19 protein-coding genes are annotated in these 17,600 nt (G+C 41.7%); 6 read left to right on the top strand and 13 right to left on the bottom strand.

Going from position 1 to position 17,600, the window contains the following annotated elements:
• Positions 1-2 precede the first annotated feature (2 nt).
• The 3 genes from KO511_RS06005 to KO511_RS05995 are packed head-to-tail and all read right to left on the bottom strand — an operon-like array spanning position 3 to position 3,893.
• On the bottom strand, positions 3-1,157 hold the full coding sequence (locus KO511_RS06005; protein WP_215986566.1) for an acyl-CoA dehydrogenase family protein: 1,155 nt from the start codon (positions 1,155-1,157) through the stop codon (positions 3-5).
• A gap of 11 nt (positions 1,158-1,168) precedes the next feature.
• Positions 1,169-2,662 (bottom strand): CoA-acylating methylmalonate-semialdehyde dehydrogenase, encoded by a 1,494-nt coding sequence (locus tag KO511_RS06000; protein WP_215986565.1) that lies wholly within the window; start codon positions 2,660-2,662, stop codon positions 1,169-1,171.
• Positions 2,663-2,681: 19 nt separating this feature from the next.
• Complete coding sequence (locus KO511_RS05995; protein ID WP_215986564.1) at positions 2,682-3,893, bottom strand: acetyl-CoA C-acyltransferase; 1,212 nt, start codon at positions 3,891-3,893, stop codon at positions 2,682-2,684.
• A gap of 247 nt (positions 3,894-4,140) precedes the next feature.
• Between KO511_RS05995 and KO511_RS05990 the strand changes: the two genes are divergently transcribed.
• The 5 genes from KO511_RS05990 to KO511_RS05970 are packed head-to-tail and all read left to right on the top strand — an operon-like array spanning position 4,141 to position 9,081.
• Positions 4,141-4,518 (top strand): MerR family transcriptional regulator, encoded by a 378-nt coding sequence (locus KO511_RS05990; protein ID WP_354668151.1) that lies wholly within the window; start codon positions 4,141-4,143, stop codon positions 4,516-4,518.
• A 54-nt stretch (positions 4,519-4,572) separates the two neighbouring features.
• Positions 4,573-5,742 (top strand): isovaleryl-CoA dehydrogenase, encoded by a 1,170-nt coding sequence (locus tag KO511_RS05985; protein ID WP_215986562.1) that lies wholly within the window; start codon positions 4,573-4,575, stop codon positions 5,740-5,742.
• A 10-nt stretch (positions 5,743-5,752) separates the two neighbouring features.
• Complete coding sequence (locus KO511_RS05980) at positions 5,753-7,357, top strand: carboxyl transferase domain-containing protein (RefSeq protein ID WP_215986561.1); 1,605 nt, start codon at positions 5,753-5,755, stop codon at positions 7,355-7,357.
• Between the two features lie 9 nt (positions 7,358-7,366).
• Complete coding sequence (locus KO511_RS05975; RefSeq protein WP_215986560.1) at positions 7,367-8,179, top strand: enoyl-CoA hydratase/isomerase family protein; 813 nt, start codon at positions 7,367-7,369, stop codon at positions 8,177-8,179.
• A gap of 8 nt (positions 8,180-8,187) precedes the next feature.
• Entirely contained in the window at positions 8,188-9,081 is an 894-nt protein-coding gene (locus tag KO511_RS05970) for a hydroxymethylglutaryl-CoA lyase (protein ID WP_215986603.1), read from the top strand.
• A 163-nt stretch (positions 9,082-9,244) separates the two neighbouring features.
• Here the strand turns inward: KO511_RS05970 and KO511_RS05965 are convergent, their stop codons facing one another.
• The 7 genes from KO511_RS05965 to accD form a co-directional block, all read right to left on the bottom strand.
• Complete coding sequence (locus KO511_RS05965; RefSeq protein ID WP_125321236.1) at positions 9,245-9,496, bottom strand: DUF6482 family protein; 252 nt, start codon at positions 9,494-9,496, stop codon at positions 9,245-9,247.
• A gap of 133 nt (positions 9,497-9,629) precedes the next feature.
• The gene (locus KO511_RS05960) at positions 9,630-10,430 is read right to left on the bottom strand and encodes an OmpA family protein (protein WP_215986559.1); all 801 of its coding nucleotides are present in this window, start codon (positions 10,428-10,430) and stop codon (positions 9,630-9,632) included.
• On the bottom strand, positions 10,394-10,741 hold the full coding sequence (locus KO511_RS05955) for a hypothetical protein (protein ID WP_215986558.1): 348 nt from the start codon (positions 10,739-10,741) through the stop codon (positions 10,394-10,396). Before KO511_RS05955 ends, KO511_RS05960 begins: the two co-directional genes overlap by 37 nt.
• On the bottom strand, positions 10,732-11,646 hold the full coding sequence (locus KO511_RS05950; protein WP_215986557.1) for a hypothetical protein: 915 nt from the start codon (positions 11,644-11,646) through the stop codon (positions 10,732-10,734). The genes KO511_RS05955 and KO511_RS05950 overlap by 10 nt, the downstream gene beginning before the upstream one ends.
• Positions 11,647-11,655: 9 nt before the next feature.
• Positions 11,656-12,141, bottom strand: a complete 486-nt coding sequence (locus KO511_RS05945) for a hypothetical protein (protein ID WP_215986556.1) — start codon at positions 12,139-12,141, stop codon at positions 11,656-11,658.
• 52 nt (positions 12,142-12,193) lie between these two features.
• On the bottom strand, positions 12,194-12,676 hold the full coding sequence (locus KO511_RS05940) for a hypothetical protein (protein ID WP_215986555.1): 483 nt from the start codon (positions 12,674-12,676) through the stop codon (positions 12,194-12,196).
• A gap of 440 nt (positions 12,677-13,116) precedes the next feature.
• Positions 13,117-13,980, bottom strand: a complete 864-nt coding sequence (accD, locus tag KO511_RS05935; protein ID WP_215986554.1) for an acetyl-CoA carboxylase, carboxyltransferase subunit beta — start codon at positions 13,978-13,980, stop codon at positions 13,117-13,119.
• Positions 13,981-14,135: 155 nt separating this feature from the next.
• On the opposite strand from accD, the gene KO511_RS05930 reads away from it, so the two are divergent.
• Positions 14,136-15,029: a LysR family transcriptional regulator gene (locus KO511_RS05930; RefSeq protein WP_215986553.1), complete on the top strand. Its 894-nt coding sequence runs from the start codon at positions 14,136-14,138 to the stop codon at positions 15,027-15,029.
• A 40-nt stretch (positions 15,030-15,069) separates the two neighbouring features.
• Here KO511_RS05930 and KO511_RS05925 read toward each other — a convergent pair whose 3' ends face one another.
• From KO511_RS05925 to KO511_RS05915, 3 genes are all read right to left on the bottom strand, one after another.
• Positions 15,070-15,861 carry a substrate-binding periplasmic protein gene (locus KO511_RS05925; protein WP_215986552.1) on the bottom strand — a complete coding sequence of 264 codons (792 nt, stop codon included), beginning with the start codon at positions 15,859-15,861 and terminating at the stop codon, positions 15,070-15,072.
• 320 nt (positions 15,862-16,181) lie between these two features.
• Positions 16,182-16,718, bottom strand: a complete 537-nt coding sequence (locus tag KO511_RS05920; protein ID WP_215986551.1) for a hypothetical protein — start codon at positions 16,716-16,718, stop codon at positions 16,182-16,184.
• Between the two features lie 267 nt (positions 16,719-16,985).
• On the bottom strand, positions 16,986-17,261 hold the full coding sequence (locus KO511_RS05915; RefSeq protein WP_215986550.1) for a putative quinol monooxygenase: 276 nt from the start codon (positions 17,259-17,261) through the stop codon (positions 16,986-16,988).
• Positions 17,262-17,600: the final 339 nt, after the last annotated feature.

The following is a 17,600-nucleotide window of genomic DNA, read 5'->3' as shown; positions in this document are numbered from 1 at the left end:
ATTTAAACGAGTTGAGAGCCTTCCGATAACACGCGGCGAGCAATAATAAGACGCATAATTTCATTGGTACCTTCAAGAATTTGATGCACGCGAACATCTCTGAAATGACGTTCAACGGGGTACTCTTTAATGTAACCATAACCACCAAAAAGTTGTAGCGCTTGATCACATATTTTGAACCCAACATCAGTAGCAAAGCGTTTCGCCATCGCGCAATATGCCGTAGCTTCTGAGTCCTGATTATCGAGTTTACTTGCCGCTAAGCGAACCATTTGTCTTGCCGCGACCAACTCTGTCACCATATCAGCTAATTTAAATTGCAAACCCTGAAAATGAGACAATTCTTTACCAAACTGTTTTCTTTCTTTAACGTATTGCAACGCTTCGTTAAGTGCTTGTTGCGCTGTACCAATAGAGCAAGTTGCGATGTTAATACGACCACCGTCTAACCCTTTCATCGCAATCGAAAACCCTTCACCTTCTTCTCCCAGTAAATAGTGCTCAGGCACAACAACATTGTCGAAGGTAATAGCTCGAGTAGGCTGACTGTTCCAGCCCATCTTAGGTTCTTTACGTCCGTAACTTATCCCATCTGCATTGGCAGGCACAATAAAGGCTGAAATACCTTTCGCTGATTGCTCGCCCGTTCTGGCCATAACGACCAGTACATCCGTATCTCCTGCTCCAGAGATAAAGGCTTTGCCGCCATTTATCACATAGGTATTACCTTGTTTTTGAGCACTGGTTGTTAAAGAGGCAGCATCAGAACCCGCATTAGGCTCTGTCAGGCAATACGACCCTAGCCAATCACCAGAGATAAGACTTGGGCAAAACTCCTGCTTGGCTTTATCAGAAGCAAAACTCGCTATCATCCAAGTCACCATATTGTGAATGGTCATAAAAGCCGTCGTTGAAGTACATCCCATCGCTAGCTGTTCAAAAATAATCGCAGAATCAAGTCGGCTAAGTTGCAGGCCACCCTGATCATCTGGTGTGTACAAACTCAAAAATCCCAATTCTCCAGCCGCTTTTATGACATCCTTGGGAAAGATTTGTTTTTCATCCCACTCAGCGGCCATGGGCGCGAGCTGTCCCATGGCAAACTGCTGCGCGGTTTCAGCAAAAGCACGTTGTTCTTCATTCAATTCAAAGTCCATTTGTCCTCCCGTTATCGCAACTGAATCGTTAAGTTAGGCCCAGTCGGAATATCATCATCAAACCAACGGGTAGTAACGGTTTTTGTTTCGGTATAGAACCTCACTGCCTGTTTTCCGTAAGCGTGTAAATCCCCATAAAAACTACCTCGCCACCCTGTAAACGAGAAGAAAGGTAATGGCACAGGAATAGGAACATTAATACCAACTTGCCCAACTTGGATTTCATGCTGATATTTGCGCGCTGCGGCACCGTTAGCGGTGAAAATAGAAGTCCCATTTCCATAAGGATTATTGTTGATAAGCTCAATCGCTTCTTCTAAAGTCTCTACTTCCATACAAACCAATACTGGGCCAAAGATTTCCTGCTCATAGATAGACATATCTGTCGTAGCCCCAGTAAACAGAGTTGGACCTAACCAATTTCCTTCTGACATACCTTCAACATTGCATTGAGTACCATCTAACTGACACACTGCCCCTTGCGCTTTCCCTTCTTCTATCAGGCTCACTACTCGACTTTTCGCTTCCTTGCTGATAAGTGGTCCATACGCCGCTTTATCATCATTCCAAGCGCCGGGATGCATCTTAGCCATCTCCGTTTTTAAATCGTCTATCCACTCTTTCGTACTTCCGACAAACACCGCCACTGAAATCGCCATACAACGCTGCCCAGCCGCACCAACAGAGCTTCCAACTAAGTTATTGATAACCTGTGCTTTATTAGCATCTGGCATAACTACCATATGATTTTTTGCGCCAGCAAACGCTTGAACACGTTTGTTAAAATCGGTTCCCGTTTTGTAGATGTATTGCGCTACAGGCACCGAACCAACAAACGAAACTGCGCGAATAGTTGGGTGAACCAGCAGCTTATCAACTTGTTCTTTACAACCATGAACCACTTGAAGCACACCTTTAGGTGCTCCTGCTTCCTCAAAAAGTTCGGCTAGTCTCATTGCAGTGAGAGGAACTTGCTCTGAAGGTTTGAGAACAAAGGTATTGCCAGCTGCAATCGCCAACGGGAACATCCATAAAGGGATCATGGCAGGAAAATTAAAAGGAGTTATCCCACAGCAAACCCCGAGAGGCTGAATCATTGAATAGGTATCAATATCTGTCGCTACATTTTCGACAGTTTCACCCATCATATTACTGGCAATATTTGCCGCTTGCTCAACCACTTCAATACCGCGCCAAACATCTCCCTTGGCATCAATTAAAATCTTGCCTGTTTCTTTCGAGAGTGTTTCGGCAAGTTCATCATGGTGCTCTTTTAGTAAATGTTGATAGCGTAACATCAAACGTGCGCGCTCTGAGACCGCAACATCCTTCCATGATTTAAATGTTTCTGCGGCATTTTTCACTGCATGTTCCATTTCTTGTTCAGTTGCACATGGAACTTTAGCAATTACTTCGCTTGTGGCTGGGTTTGTCACCTCAACCCACTCGGTTGTTTGAGATTGGCAGAACTCTCCACCAATAAATAAGGGAACTGACTGAATCATGATTGATTATCCTTTTCTTTTATAAAGGTATTTCTATTCCTATAGCGGTCGCTTCACCGCCACCAATACACAGTGATGCAATACCTTTCATCACACATTTTTTGTTTGAATTTCCATCACTGCCTAATGCTTGTAACTGACGCAAGCTATGGATTAAGGTCACAATAATTCTTGCACCACTTGCACCTATGGGATGACCCAATGCACATGCACCGCCTTTGACGTTCACTTTTTCGCTATCGAGTCCGAGCTGCTTTACCGCTATTTGAGTCACCACAGCAAACGCTTCGTTGATTTCCCATAAATCGACTTCGTCAATGCCCCAATCAAGCTGCGATAATAAGTGTTCAATAGCGTGCACAGGTGCAATGGTGAACTCACAAGGTTGGCGAGCGTGTGTTGCATGGCCTTTTATTATCGCCAAAGGCTTCAAACCTTTCTGCTCGGCCAATTGACCATCCATTACGATTAAAGCGGCTGCGCCATCAGAAATCGCACTAGAATTTGCCGCAGTGATGGATCCATCTTTAGCAAATGCAGGCCTAAGTTGAGGAATTTTTTCAGGTTTAATCGCTGGGGGCTGTTCGTCATAGTCGAGTTTTTCATCACCTTTAAGAGCAACTGGCACCAATTCATCGTCGAACAATCTTTGTTGTTGAGCTTGCATCGCTCGACTAACTGACAGTGATGCCCATTGATCCATTTGCTGACGAGAAAAATCCAATTTATCAGCAATTTGTTGACCGTACACACCCATCAACTCGCCTTGGTAAGCGTCTTGAAGCCCATCAAGAAACATATGGTCATAGCTTGATTTGTGACCCATACGCATACCCGATCGCGCTTCTTTGAGTAAATATGGTGCATTGGTCATGCTTTCCATTCCACCAGCCACGATACAATGAGCACTGCCTGCTCGAATGAGATCGTGAGCCAGCATAACGGCCTTCATACCAGAACCACATACTTTGTTAATGGTTGTACAACCAATGCCTTCATTAAGACCAGCTCCTAAAGCTGCTTGCCTTGCCGGAGCTTGACCAGTCCCTGCAGGTAAAACACAGCCCATATATACTTCATTGATAAGCTCTGAGAGTTGAGGCTGTTCATCAATCGCAGCCTTAATTGCCAAAGCCCCTAGCTTTGGTGAAGAATATTCAGAGAGCATTCCTTGAAAACGGCCCATTGGTGTCCTCTTGGCCGCTACAATCCAAATGTCTTTCTGTTCCATTGCCTACTCCTATTGACGGTTGATTAATGGCTTTATTCCTCAAGCAACGACAAAGCAAATTTTTTGAATATCGCTTTTACTTTTTCAAGCCATTAAATTTTTGCACGGTTATTCCTTGACGTTTACGTAAGCATAGCACTAACATTTACGTTAACGTAAAGAAACACTTTCGCCAACTGTAAAATCTTTTTTACCGTCGTAGCGGACAGTGAATTGTCTATGACTAAAACTTTGGGAGTTTCACTTGGTGGGAACCTACAAGATCAGCGATCTAGCTAAAGAGTTTGATATAACAACAAGAAGTATCCGATTTTACGAAGATATGGGTCTAATTCAACCGGAGCGAAAAGGAAACATGCGTGTTTATCAGCGCAGAGATAAAGTTCGTCTCAAGTTGATTTTACGAGGAAAACGGCTGGGTTTTTCACTCGCTGAAATCCGTGATTTATTAGAGCTTTACGATACAAACCAACTAGATACTCAATTAATTAAGATGCTCAAAATCATCGATGACAAAGAAGCCGTACTCAAACGCCAACTCGAAGATATCACCATCGTAATGGAAGATTTGAATACTGCTCGTAAGCGATGTGAAGAAGCTTTAGAACGCTCTAAAGCCAGTTGATATATCTTGAATAATCGGTGTGCATAACAGTAAAACCGCTCAATTGGAGGCGATATGATATCTCAATACACCCCCCTCAACTTTGGACTCGACGAGTCAATCAATATGATGAGGGAACACGTCAATGCTTTTGCTCGAGAACACATAGCCCCTATCGCGGCTAAAGTGGATGAGGAGAACCAATTCCCAAATCATCTTTGGCCTTTAATGGGAGAAATGGGCCTACTTGGCGTGACCGTCGATGAGCAATTCGGTGGTGCCAGTATGGGCTATCTCGCTCATGTAGTCGCAATGGAGGAGATCAGTCGAGCTTCAGCATCCATTGCACTAAGCTATGGTGCACATTCAAATTTATGCGTTAACCAAATTTTTCGTAACGGTAATGCAACGCAACGTGAGAAATACCTACCTAAGTTGATAAGTGGTGAGCATATTGGTGCTTTGGCAATGAGTGAACCTAACGCCGGTTCGGATGTTGTCAGTATGCAGCTCAAAGCAGAACTAAATGGTGATCATTATGTGCTAAACGGAAATAAAATGTGGATCACCAATGGACCTGATGCACATGTACTAGTGGTGTACGCAAAAACAGATCCGGCGGCAGCTTCAAAAGGGATAACCGCTTTTATCATTGAGCGTAATTTCGAAGGGTTTAGCCATGCGCAAAAACTCGATAAACTCGGAATGAGAGGCTCAAATACCTGTGAGCTCGTGTTCGACAATTGTAAAGTCCCAGTTGAAAATATCCTTGGTGAAGTCAATCAGGGAGTAAAAGTACTAATGAGCGGACTGGATTATGAACGTGTCGTCCTTGCCGCTGGGCCACTGGGTATCATGCAGGCTTGTCTTGATTTAGTCGTGCCTTATGTTCACGACCGTAAACAGTTCGGACGTTCGATTGGTGAGTTTCAACTGATCCAGGGCAAAGTTGCAGATATGTATACTCGAGCCAACGCAGCTCGTTCATATGTCTATGCCGTCGCAGGGGCTTGTGACCGCGGTGAGACCACAAGAAAAGACGCCGCAGGCGCAATTCTATACAGTGCTGAACTGGCAACCCAAATCGCTTTAGATGCCATTCAGCTACTCGGTGGTAATGGTTATATCAATGAATTTCCTGCAGGTCGTCTGTTAAGAGATGCAAAACTATACGAAATAGGTGCGGGAACCTCAGAAATTCGCAGGATGCTTATCGGACGTGAACTGTTTGAAGAGTCACGATAACGAGGATGTTATGGCAGTAATAAAAACTAAGATCAAAACCGATTCCCCATTGTTTGTTAAGAACCAACAAGCAATGGCTGGGCTGGTAGAAAAACTCAGTGCCGATTTAGAAAGCCTCAAACAAGGCGGTGGGCCCAAAGCGGTAGAAAGGCAAAGAAAAAAAGGTAAACTTCCTGTTCGAGAACGGATCGATCTTCTGCTTGATGCTGGCTCAGAGTTTCTCGAAATTGGCCAGTTCGCGGCATGGGAAGTCTATGAAGAATCGATAGCTTGTGCAGGTGTTGTCGCTGGTATTGGCCAAATTAGAGGTGTTCCTTGTATGGTATTGGCGAACGACCCTTCAGTGAAAGGCGGAACCTATTATCCACTGACAGTCAAGAAACACCTTAGGGCACAAGAAATCGCTGAGCGATGCAATTTACCTTGTCTCTATTTAGTCGATTCTGGCGGTGCTAACCTTCCCCATCAAGCTGAAGTGTTTCCAGATAAAGATCACTTCGGTCGGATCTTCTTTAATCAGGCTCGTATGTCTGCCAAAGGCATACCTCAAATTGCCGTTGTCTTAGGACCTTGTACCGCAGGAGGTGCATATATACCTGCCATGGCCGATGTGTCTGTGATTGTAAAAAAACAGGGCACTATTTACCTTGCTGGTCCCCCTCTTGTGAAAGCCGCTACTGGTGAGATAGTCACTGATGAAGAACTTGGCGGTGCAGATGTTCACTGTCGAAAGTCTGGCGTTGCAGACTATTACGCTGAAAATGAGCAGCAAGCCATGCACATGGCACGCGAAGCGCTTGGAAACACTAACCAAGTAGTCAACCAAGTGCCAGTCAACAAAGCCCTGCCTCCTAGGCTGCCTGCTGAAGAAATATATGGCATAGTTAATTCAGATTTACGTTTATCTTTTGATGTAAGAGAAGTCATAGCGCGAATTGTCGATGACTCAGATTTTGATGAATTCAAAGCATTATTTGGTACGACACTTGTCTGTGGTTTTGCTCGCATCGAAGGTAGACTCATCGGTATCGTTGCCAACAATGGTATTTTGTTCGCAGAATCGGCGCAAAAAGGCGCTCACTTTATTGAACTTTGCTCCAAGCGTAAAATCCCTCTCCTCTTCTTGCAAAACATTACCGGCTTCATGGTCGGCAAAAAAGTCGAAGAAGGAGGTATTGCAAAACATGGCGCTAAACTTGTGATGGCAGTGGCGTGCGCTGATGTACCTAAATTTACCATCATTATAGGTGGCTCATATGGCGCAGGTAATTACGGCATGTGTGGGCGAGCCTACGATCCAGCACTGATGTGGATGTGGCCCAATGCCAGAATATCTGTGATGGGAGGCGAGCAAGCTGCGGGGGTTTTAACCCAAGTAAAACGTGAAGTCCTAAAACGCCAAGGTGAACCATGGTCCGACATTCAGGAAAACCAGTTTAAAAAAGGAATCGTTAATCTTTATGAGCAGCAAGGACACCCTTACTACGCCAGCGCAAGGTTATGGGACGATGGCATAATAGATCCTAAACAAACACGTGATGTTCTGTCGCAAGCACTAAAAGCGGTCGCTCAAGCGCCGATTCAAGATAGCCAATTTGGTATATTCAGAATGTAAGGATACGGAATGAGCAACACCAAGGATAGGACATACCTCGATTGCACAATTGATTCACGCGGCGTTGCGACATTAACACTTAACCGCGTTGAGAAGCATAACGCTTTTAACATTGAAGTCATTGAAGCACTGATCGAATCAATCGTCACCCTTGCACAAGACTCATCAGTTAGATGCCTAGTGCTACAGGGAAATGGCAAACATTTCTCTGCTGGTGCGGATTTAGCCTGGATGAAGTCTATGGCAAGCAAAACTGAGCAAGAAAATCGCCAAGATGCATCAAGATTAGCTCATCTAATGCATTGCCTAGACAGCTTCCCTCGGCCTACCCTTTCACTGGTTCATGGCTGCGCCTTTGGAGGAGCTCTAGGTCTCATTTGTTGCTGCGACATAGCACTTGCAGACGATAGTGCGCTATTTTGCCTTAGTGAGGTAAAACTGGGTTTAGTGCCTGCAACTATTGCGCCTTATGTTAATCGCACTATTGGCGCTCGTCAGGCAAGACGCTATATGCTGACAGCAGAGCGCTTTGATGCCCAGCATGCACACGAGATGGGATTGATTCATGACATAGTTTCAACCGACCAAATGAACGATCGCAGAGAAGCTGTTATCACCCACCTTCTGACCAACAGCCCTATCGCTATGGAAAAAACCAAACAATTGATTCAAGAGTGTGAATCTAAACCACTGGACGACAACCTGATAGAATTTACCAGTGAGCTAATCGCTAAAGTTAGGGTCTCAGAGCAAGGACAAGAAGGACTTAGCGCATTCTTTGACAAGCGCTCACCTAGTTGGGTAAATGAGGAACCGTCATGAGTCTAAACATGGTACTTCCTAAATCAGTCAAAATCGTTGAGGTCGGACCTCGTGATGGCTTACAAAATGAGAGTGCTGTTTCAACACAAGCTAAGGTTAAACTGATCAATCAACTCTCAACCAGTGGGCTCAGTTTTATTGAGGCTGGTGCATTTGTATCTCCCAAGTGGGTACCACAAATGGCCGATTCATTGGATGTCATGCAACAGATAAGGCGTGCCCCTCATATTCAATATAGCGCGCTTACTCCCAACCTCAAAGGGCTAGAAAAGGCACTAATAGCAAACGCTAGTGAAGTTGCGGTGTTTACTTCCGCATCAGAGGGCTTTTGCAAAAAAAACATCAACTGCTCCATTGAAGACAGCTTGGCCATGTTCAAGCCCGTCATCGAGCAAGCAAAGTTGAAAGGTATCCCTGTGAGGGGATATTTATCCTGTATTGTTGATTGCCCTTATGATGGCCCGACCGATCCAGACCAAGTAGCCCATATCGCTAAGTCGCTCATTGATCTCGGCTGCTATGAGGTCTCGCTCGGAGACACCATAGGAACAGCAACACCAATGCGAGTTGCAAAGGTGATAAGTGCTGTAAGCGCTCAAGTATCACTTGAGCGCATTGCAGTACATTTTCACGATACCTATGGACAGGCACTGTCCAATATTTATCAGTCTCTGCAAATGGGCGTCCGAGTTATAGACAGCAGCGTTGCAGGTTTAGGCGGTTGCCCATACGCGGCCGGAGCTTCGGGTAATGTGGCCACCGAAGATGTAGTTTATCTATGTCACGGCTTAGGTATAGAAACAGGCATTGATTTGCACTGCCTTGCCCAAGCGGGTTGGGAAATCAGTGAGGCTCTTGGTCGTAAACCTACATCCAAAGTCTCACTCGCTTTGCGACGCTAAGCGTTAATTTGCGGCTGACATAATTGCAGTACCAACATATCATACTCAATAGAAATCAATCACAAGACCGAGCGACTCGATTGGGTAGCAAGCCAAACCACGATAGGTCAAAGCGAATGCTTTGACCTAAACATTGAAAAGGGTTGCAGAAGAAGTGTTTGTGTCAGAACCATTGCAGTTCAGTTTTAAGCGGGATCCCTGCTGCTATGTTTTCACCGCACATTTCATCGTAAGCACTCAAGTGAACAAGACAAGCACTATGATAATTTTCATCTTTAAAATGCTCTTTTGCCTGACACAAACTCTGGAACTTCAGAGGATCATGCTTTCTATCACGTAAAAGCATTCTATCCTCGCCATCTACAGAGTAAGCTAAGTAAATTCCACCTTCCAATGATTCGATTTGCAATTCCATTTCGTCTTCTCCTAGTTCAATCTAATGATTTATACGATGCAGAATTGAAAATGGATTACTTTGGCAAAAAATGGCCAATAAAATGTCAAACAAACGCTTTTATATTGATTGATGCAGATACTTTGCCCATTAATTACAATTCTTCAATAATAAATTCGACTCGTGTATTAGCATTACGCCCTTCCTGTGTATCACTTGACTCAATAGGGTACAAATTCCCTCTTGCGAGGACTCTTATCCGACTCTTATCGATACCCCGACTTTCTAAATACTTTGCGATAGAGTCTGCTCTTTGCTCAGCTAATTGAGCCTCTTCATTTTCAGGCAAACCGGAATCAGTATGTACGATAACTTTCACTTTCAACTGGTCATTATCCAGAAGTGTAAATACAGCATCGTTAAACTTATAAGTAAACGAAGCGTTCAGTGAATAGTCGTCACTATCAAAAAGTGCAGTTCCACGCGTTTCATCGACTGTAATCATCTTAGGAGCGCTTTTATTTTGTTCTTCACTCGCTTGCGACCAAATATCGCCTAGATTTGCTTCAGCTTTCAGCTTGTCGATCTCTGCTTTTAATCGATCAATTTCAATATTGTATAGACGGTTACAGTTCAAACGCTCACGCTTGCCGCCGCCAAAAGGGATCACCACTTGTACATAGGCACCCACTTCGTCTTTATTCTCGATGTTAGCCGAATAGTTTGGGGTAGTAACACGGTTGTAGTCACTGTCTTCAGTGACACCCATCAAGCCTGCTTGAACATAAGAACTACTGGCTATGGTTGATTCACAAGTCACGCCATCAGAAGTGGTTACGCGATCGTACCCCCCGGGTACAGACGCACTAGGAATACTCAGGCCTGCTGCCGAGACAACATTTAGCCACAGAGCGAGAATTATCGCTGTGGATAATAAACATTTACTCTTGAACATATCTTACTTCTTACCTCTTGTGTCGCTGCAGTCATAGAGCAAACCCTAAAACGATTGACTTTATTTGGCTCAATTTTTGGCAGCTGTATCAACTGTTTCTTCACTTGATTTCCTTTCAGACGAATAGCTTCCTCTACTAAATATCCATTCACCTCTAGCGAATAGATTTTATCGATCTCGTATGCATTTCCTAGGGTTAATTCAACTTGAGGAAATTGACTATACACCACTTCATTTAATTCTCTTGGGGCTTGCATATGTGCCTGAGTATGAAATGGTAGTAAACTAACGATCAGTAATATTATTCGCACACTATTTCCAATGTGGTTATATAATCACCAGGTGGTAAATCAGACTTGTTATAGTTATATTTGGGTGCAAGTCTTAAAGCGTGAAATCCTGCGAGAGTAAGGGTATGATCAGCGTTCATTTCCCAAACTGAGTCTTTGACCATTCTTCCATTATTGTATTCTTCAACAGCGTAACCTTCAAATTTACCATTTAAGATTGGGCTATTTGAGTTACTTATTAGCTTAAGACGCCGCCTACCTTGAGCATGCATATGAACATCGAAGGTTTTATTTCTTTTATCAGGTTCGTCAATAAATATCATACCTCCGATGTCTCCATAAACTTTTATACTGCAGGAGTCTGGAGTATTTTCAATCTTTTCTTGTTCATATTCAAAATAAATCACTTGATTCAAGATAGTTTCATGTCCTATTTTTAAATCAATATACTTATCGCTTGTTACCTGTGAGATGTCCATTTTAAAGATAATTAGCATAGGGTTATCACTGGAGTCACGACCATTACGCTGAAAATTAAACTTCATTGGAACGAAGTCAACAGTACGGCATCGACCTTCATTAGGATAGTAATCTCTATCTCGAAAGTAATGCCCTCTTTGGCCAACCAAGCAACGACGATGGGCAGCCCCGGAAACAGACACCCTAACCCGATGCCTAAACTTTACTCCAGAGTCTAATTTAATTGGCGAGATCTTAAATATCATTATCGGACTATCATACTTCTGTCCTGTAACTGGATTCACATCTACTAAAAAGTGACAAATATGCATAGGTACGCTTTCAACATAGTCATCGCCTTCTTTTAGGTTTTCTTTTTTAACATTATTTCTTATATTTGTAATTTCACACGATGCAAATAATGTATTTGAAAACGTAATTAAAAAAAAGACAAAAAAGCACTTCATATATCGGCCTTACTTTTTCTGAGAGTAGTATATAACAGAGTGCGTACACACCTCGTATACATAACCACCTTTAGGTTCAGACTCACTACAAATACGATAAAAGTTAAATTTATTTTTTTCTAAGTTGAATACTGGAATTTTTACTTTACGTGTTTTTCCTGCAGCTAATTTAAATACTTTATTCAGCTTTCTTTTAGTAGTACTTTCAGGCTTTATCTTATTAAAAAAATCGGATAGTTGTTTTTCACTATTTTCACTATCAGTATTATTAGTGAGAGTGGTAACGTCATTTAAACTAAAATACAATTTACTCACCGATATCTTGTAGGTTTCAGAGTATTTATTTAAGTTACCAAAAGTAACCAGTAAACGATCATTTGTGCTAAAAAATACACTTTCTAATGATCGATTACTTATTGATTGCGCATAAATAAATTCTGAGTAACTTAAGCTCAGTATAAACATCATCATTAATTTAAATGGAGATTTCATCATCGGTGTATTACAACTATCCAACTCTAATTACAGGTACTTTAATTTACAACCACTATAGACAGGTAAGCTGAATGGTCGCGGTTACGGTATACGTAGCTTCACTTTCAATAATTTCACTTTTTTGATGGTTCACAACAGCTATAGCCTTGTGCTCTTTACCACTTTCTAAGTTATATTTAGCTTTTATAGAATCAAAATCTATCTGGCTAGAATCGTTTGCAGTAACCCACAATTTCGTGTTGTTTGTTACAGCGTTTTGACCGTTAATAAGCGGTATACTTCCGTCAAAAGGGCCGACGGTTAAACTCAGTTGCTTGCCCGAGTCATTGCTGATTGGCGTAAACTTTACATAGGTTTCGCTAGCGGCTTCTTCACTATCAAACAGGATAGTACCTTCTTGATTTGCCACCATCTTTACACCGCACGCAGTGTCGACAGATTCTTTAAATGTCAGTGTTGCCTCTTCAGCAAAAACATTACTAACCAAACCAAAATACAACGACGAAAATAACACACTTAATGTTGTGAGTTTCATTAATACTCCAAAGAAATTTCTAATATTTAATAAGTTGAGAGTTGAAATGCATGGTTTGAACATGTTGCGCCATTCAAAATAACAATACTTTTCAACCCCAATAGGAAAGAAATGATAAGTGGAGAGGTAATTTATTCAAAAAAAACATTTATGATTTAATGTGAATCAGATCATCAAAAAAAAATAGCATTAAAAATCAAAATTTTAAAAACATTGTCGCCCTGAAGTGACATGGTCAAAATAACACCATCAACCACCCAAATACAAAGGATTTAAGCGCGTGAACTAAAGTGAATAAGAAATATTCACCTCATTGAGTAGTGATAATGGATAAATAGCGTTCGAATATTGACCGTTAAATAAGGCAAGAATCGCCGACAAAGACTAAAACCACACGAAATGAAGAAGACCAACTTTATTATTTCAGCCTACTTTTGAGTTTAGATCTCAACAATTTGTTGGTTCATAAGCATAGAAACTAAGCTTGCGACTCTCTTGCGCATACACCTCCTATCCACAATCATATCGATGGCGCCATGCTCCAATAAAAACTCACTACGTTGGAATTCATCCGGCAATTGCTGGCGAACCGTTTGCTCTATGACGCGCCGACCAGCAAAACCGATTCTTGCTCTTGGTTCAGCAATATTGATATCACCCAACATAGCTAAACTTGCCGAAACACCACCAAACGTCTGGTCTGTAAGAACCGAAATGTACGGTAACCGTAGTTGAGATAATCGCCCAAGAGCGGCGCTGGTTTTAGACATCTGCAATAGTGACATTAATGACTCTTGCATACGTGCTCCACCACAAGCTGAAAAACACACCAGTCCACATTTCTCGGTAATCGCGGTTTCAACGGCGGTAACAAATCTTGCTCCCACGACCGATCCCATCGATCCCGCCATAAATGAAAACTCAAACGCGCAAGCCACGATGGGTAAACCATGCAACTTACCTTTTAGGACTATCAGAGCATCTTTTTCTCCTGTCGTTTCTTGAGCATGCCGTAAACGATCTTGGTAGTGTTTTACATCTTTAAAGCCAATAATATCTTTTGGCTCTAGTTCACTAGCCAGTTCAACTTGCTCTGTTTCATCGAGAAAAAATTCTAATCGCCTGCGAGCAGGCATTCTCATATGATGCGTGCACTCAGGGCATACATATAAGTTTTGTTCGATAAAGGCTTGGTATAAAGTCTTAGAACAATCGGGACACTGCATCCAAACACCCTCTGGTATCCTAGGCTTGCGTGTTTTAATTATATTATTACGAACGAATAATTTCTCTAGCCAATTCATTTTTAAAGTCCCATACATTTGATAATTGCACAATATATACTGCTTCCGTACATTCATAACCTTCCACTGATTCCTGTTGAAGCATTGTATAAAACCAAAAATGGTAATAAAGTGGCTATTTTAGGTCTATTAATCCAACCAAATAGGATAATCGTGTGTTAGAAAAAATTGACCAACAGTGGTTGAGAAGTTTTCATTGTGTCTACGAAAACAATAGTTTCAAAAAGGCGTCTGAGTTTCTTGGATTGCCGACGTCAAATGTCAGTAGGCACATTGCATTACTCGAAGACACACTCCACACTCGCCTATTTAATCGAACGACACGAAAGACTTCACCGACACCAGCAGGCAATCAACTTTACACCCAAACTCAACCTCTCTTCGACAGGCTTAATGAAGCGTTATGTAATATTACTCACCATAGTCATGATGCGTTTGGCCAACTGAGAGTACTTATGCCAGACTCACCTCAATTAGCCAAAGCAGTTGTCTCTTTTTGTACAGAGAACCCTTCAATTTCATTATGTTGTGATACCAGCCTTAACCCCAATCCAGACTTACTGGACGGGTTTGATGTATTTTTAAGCTTTCATCGTGGATCATTACCCGACAGCAGTTGGGTAGCACGAGAGATTATTCGTTGGCAAAGTACTGTGGTTGCAGCGCCAAAACTATTACACACTAACCCAAAGCCATATAGTTTGAGCGACTTGCTCCATGTACCATGTATTACTAGTTTGTCTGTGTTACAGGGCGAACCTTGGATTTTCAAGAACCGTCAAGGGGGCTTTATTGCTCAGAAAGTACAGTCTACCTTCCGAGTCAATAGTGGTCTGATCGCGAAACAAGGCGCACTTGCTGGAATGGGTGTCGCTATACTTCCGATTGAGTTATGCCAGGAGGAAATCGCTAACGGCCAACTCTCTGAGTTGCATCTCGAATATGAGCCAGAAGATCTTGTTCTGTATGCTTTTTATTCATCAAGAAAGCATTTAGCCAAAAAAGTACCGTTATTTATCGAGCATCTACAAAAGATGGCTAAGCCTTAAGATCTAACTATTTGTTCACTAAAATAACAACAAGCGAAGGTTACTCTTCAAGGTATGGAGCAATCACGTTTTCTAACGTGCCAGACTCTCTTTGCTTAAGAAACTCACTATTAAAAATATCGATAAACTGTTTTTTAAATGGAAAACCATCAGCAATGGCGGTATAGCCAATATAGCCAAATTGTGAGCTCACCTCTTTTACCATCACCATCCAATCACTATTTGCTATTTCTGTTTTATTTTGCATCTGGCGTAAGGTCCAATTAGTCGACAGTGAAATGTGCAGGTAACAATCGTTGCGTTTTTCACGCAGCATTAATATATTTGCTTCTGGGTCTTTCGCTTCTCGAACCTTAATATCACCGCGCTCTTGAGCCTGCCAAAATGCCTGATCACCCAAGTTATAACCAGAATTAATACCAACACGCAAACCATAGAAAGTCTCTGGCCAAATAATTGGGTCACTCAATTTTCTAACCACATCAATGTGACAATAAATTGAAACTGTTTCTTCAAATAAAGGCTCTGAGTAAGGGTTGATGTATGGCCGCACGTCAGGTAGATAATAAGGGGGCATAAAACCAAAACCTTTGCCACTTTCTAACAGCATTAGACCTCTATTCCAAGGCACTGGTTTAATGGTCACATCAAAGTTAGGCATTGATTTTGCTATGTGACGAACAATATCAGGATAAATTCCCTTGGCTTCACCATTTATACTGTAGCTGTATGGAGGGAAGTCATTGGTAGAAAATAACGTTACCGATATTGGCTTAGCAAGCAACACATTTATATTACCTAACAGAAAACACACACCGATCATCACTTTCATTTCAACTACAACACACTCAGGGATTTCTCAACTGTTAGTTCAGTATAGTACTTGAGGTACTATTACCGATTAATCAAACCTAGATCTTAACATTAACTTCACACCACCAAATAAACAGATTAGAACAAACCGCCCATATACGATGATGACCCACAATCTCTGACTGACTACATAGAACAAATAACAATAAGATAAATGAGCGCCGCAACGAACTTTAATAACCTATTAAGGTTTAATAACTTTAATATTTTGTTCTTAAACAACTTTTCTTAGTAGGCGCTGATCAGCGCCTGCTAAGAAACCTATGACGGTAGTTGCTATTATTTAGCACCAACAACTTCAAAGTTATCAACCCTTAACTTAGCTGAGTCATCACCCTGTAATACCCACAATTCTTTAGTAATAATTCCATAGGCTTTATTCATTTCCCAAGATGCAGATAGCACTGCTGCATTCGTATCTATGACTTCAATTTTGGCATTTTTATACTCTACGTGCTTGTAACCACTATTAATAATATGCTCCCAAAGTCCTTCAGCGGCCTCTTGACCCATATAGATACCAAATGGGATGGCAGTAGTAACACTGTTTGTTTCATAAAATCTGGCTGCCGCTCTTGCATCACCTCGGTTAAATGCCTCTTTCCAGCCTTCACTCGCCTTCTTAACCGCTAGAATGACTTTCTCTCTCTGAATGTCACTAATGGTGAGACCCGCTGGCGCTTTATAAACGCTGACTACATTTGCAGGCATGATGGGTTGAGCGGCGGTATCTTTTGCGGTTGCAGTTTGAAGCGTTGCTGACGCTAAGGCTAGTGAAACTAACACTGTTGCAGGCTTAACTTTGATTAAATTCATAATGGCTCTCCGAATTAAGACGAGTGTGTTAACAAAGTAAAGCCAGATTAATCGAATAAATTAAAATGAAAAACAAGCGCAGTAGAAAACATTGTTCTTAAATAAAGAACAATACTTGGGATAGTATGGCTAAAGCCTAGAGTTTGATCTGCGCCTGCGCTAAAGTATCGACGTAAAAGTCGTTTCCATGTTTTACAAAGCCAAGCATGACATGTAGGTTTACTTCTTATAGTCCACTCCGTATTACAGAATAAGACTGATAAATACTTATTCAAACACTTCATAATGACGCTGACAATTAGTGGTTACCTTTCCCCAAAGAGATGCTTTAACTCGCTTTTGGTGATACTCAAAAGCGGCTTTATCTGTGAACTCTTCATAAACGTCAAGACGTAATGGGTTGTTTATATTTTCAGTTATTTGAAAGGTAATACAGCCGCTCTCATCTAACGTAAGGCTTTGATGATTAACGAGTTCATTTTTGATTAGTTCAATTTCTGACTCAGGGATTAAAATAAAACCCTTTAAAATGACTTTAGACACAAATATCCTTCGATTAATGAATATAAAGAAAAAAAGCTAACTTAAGCAAATAAGTTACACAAAGCTTATTGCCCGTAGGCATCGCGCAAATAAGCCAAACACTATAGCCTTGCCTCACTTTCGGAACCGAACGATTGTATTATGACTATCAAGATGTAGATACTTAAAAAAATAGATTAATAATATGTGAGTTAGCTTACATTCAATAGCAAAGGATTAGGTACGAATATTAGTTTAGATAGCGTTCAAAGAAGAGAGGTTAGCTTAGGACATAATTTACTTGTGATTCAAAAAGACTTAAGTAATAGTTCATCTCATTTCAGACTAAAAAGTAGCAGA

This window comes from Vibrio hepatarius, assembly GCF_018860525.1.
GTDB classification, from domain to species: domain Bacteria; phylum Pseudomonadota; class Gammaproteobacteria; order Enterobacterales; family Vibrionaceae; genus Vibrio; species Vibrio hepatarius_B.
Note: the sequence above shows the minus strand (reverse complement) of the source record. Positions and strands in the feature narration are given on the sequence as shown.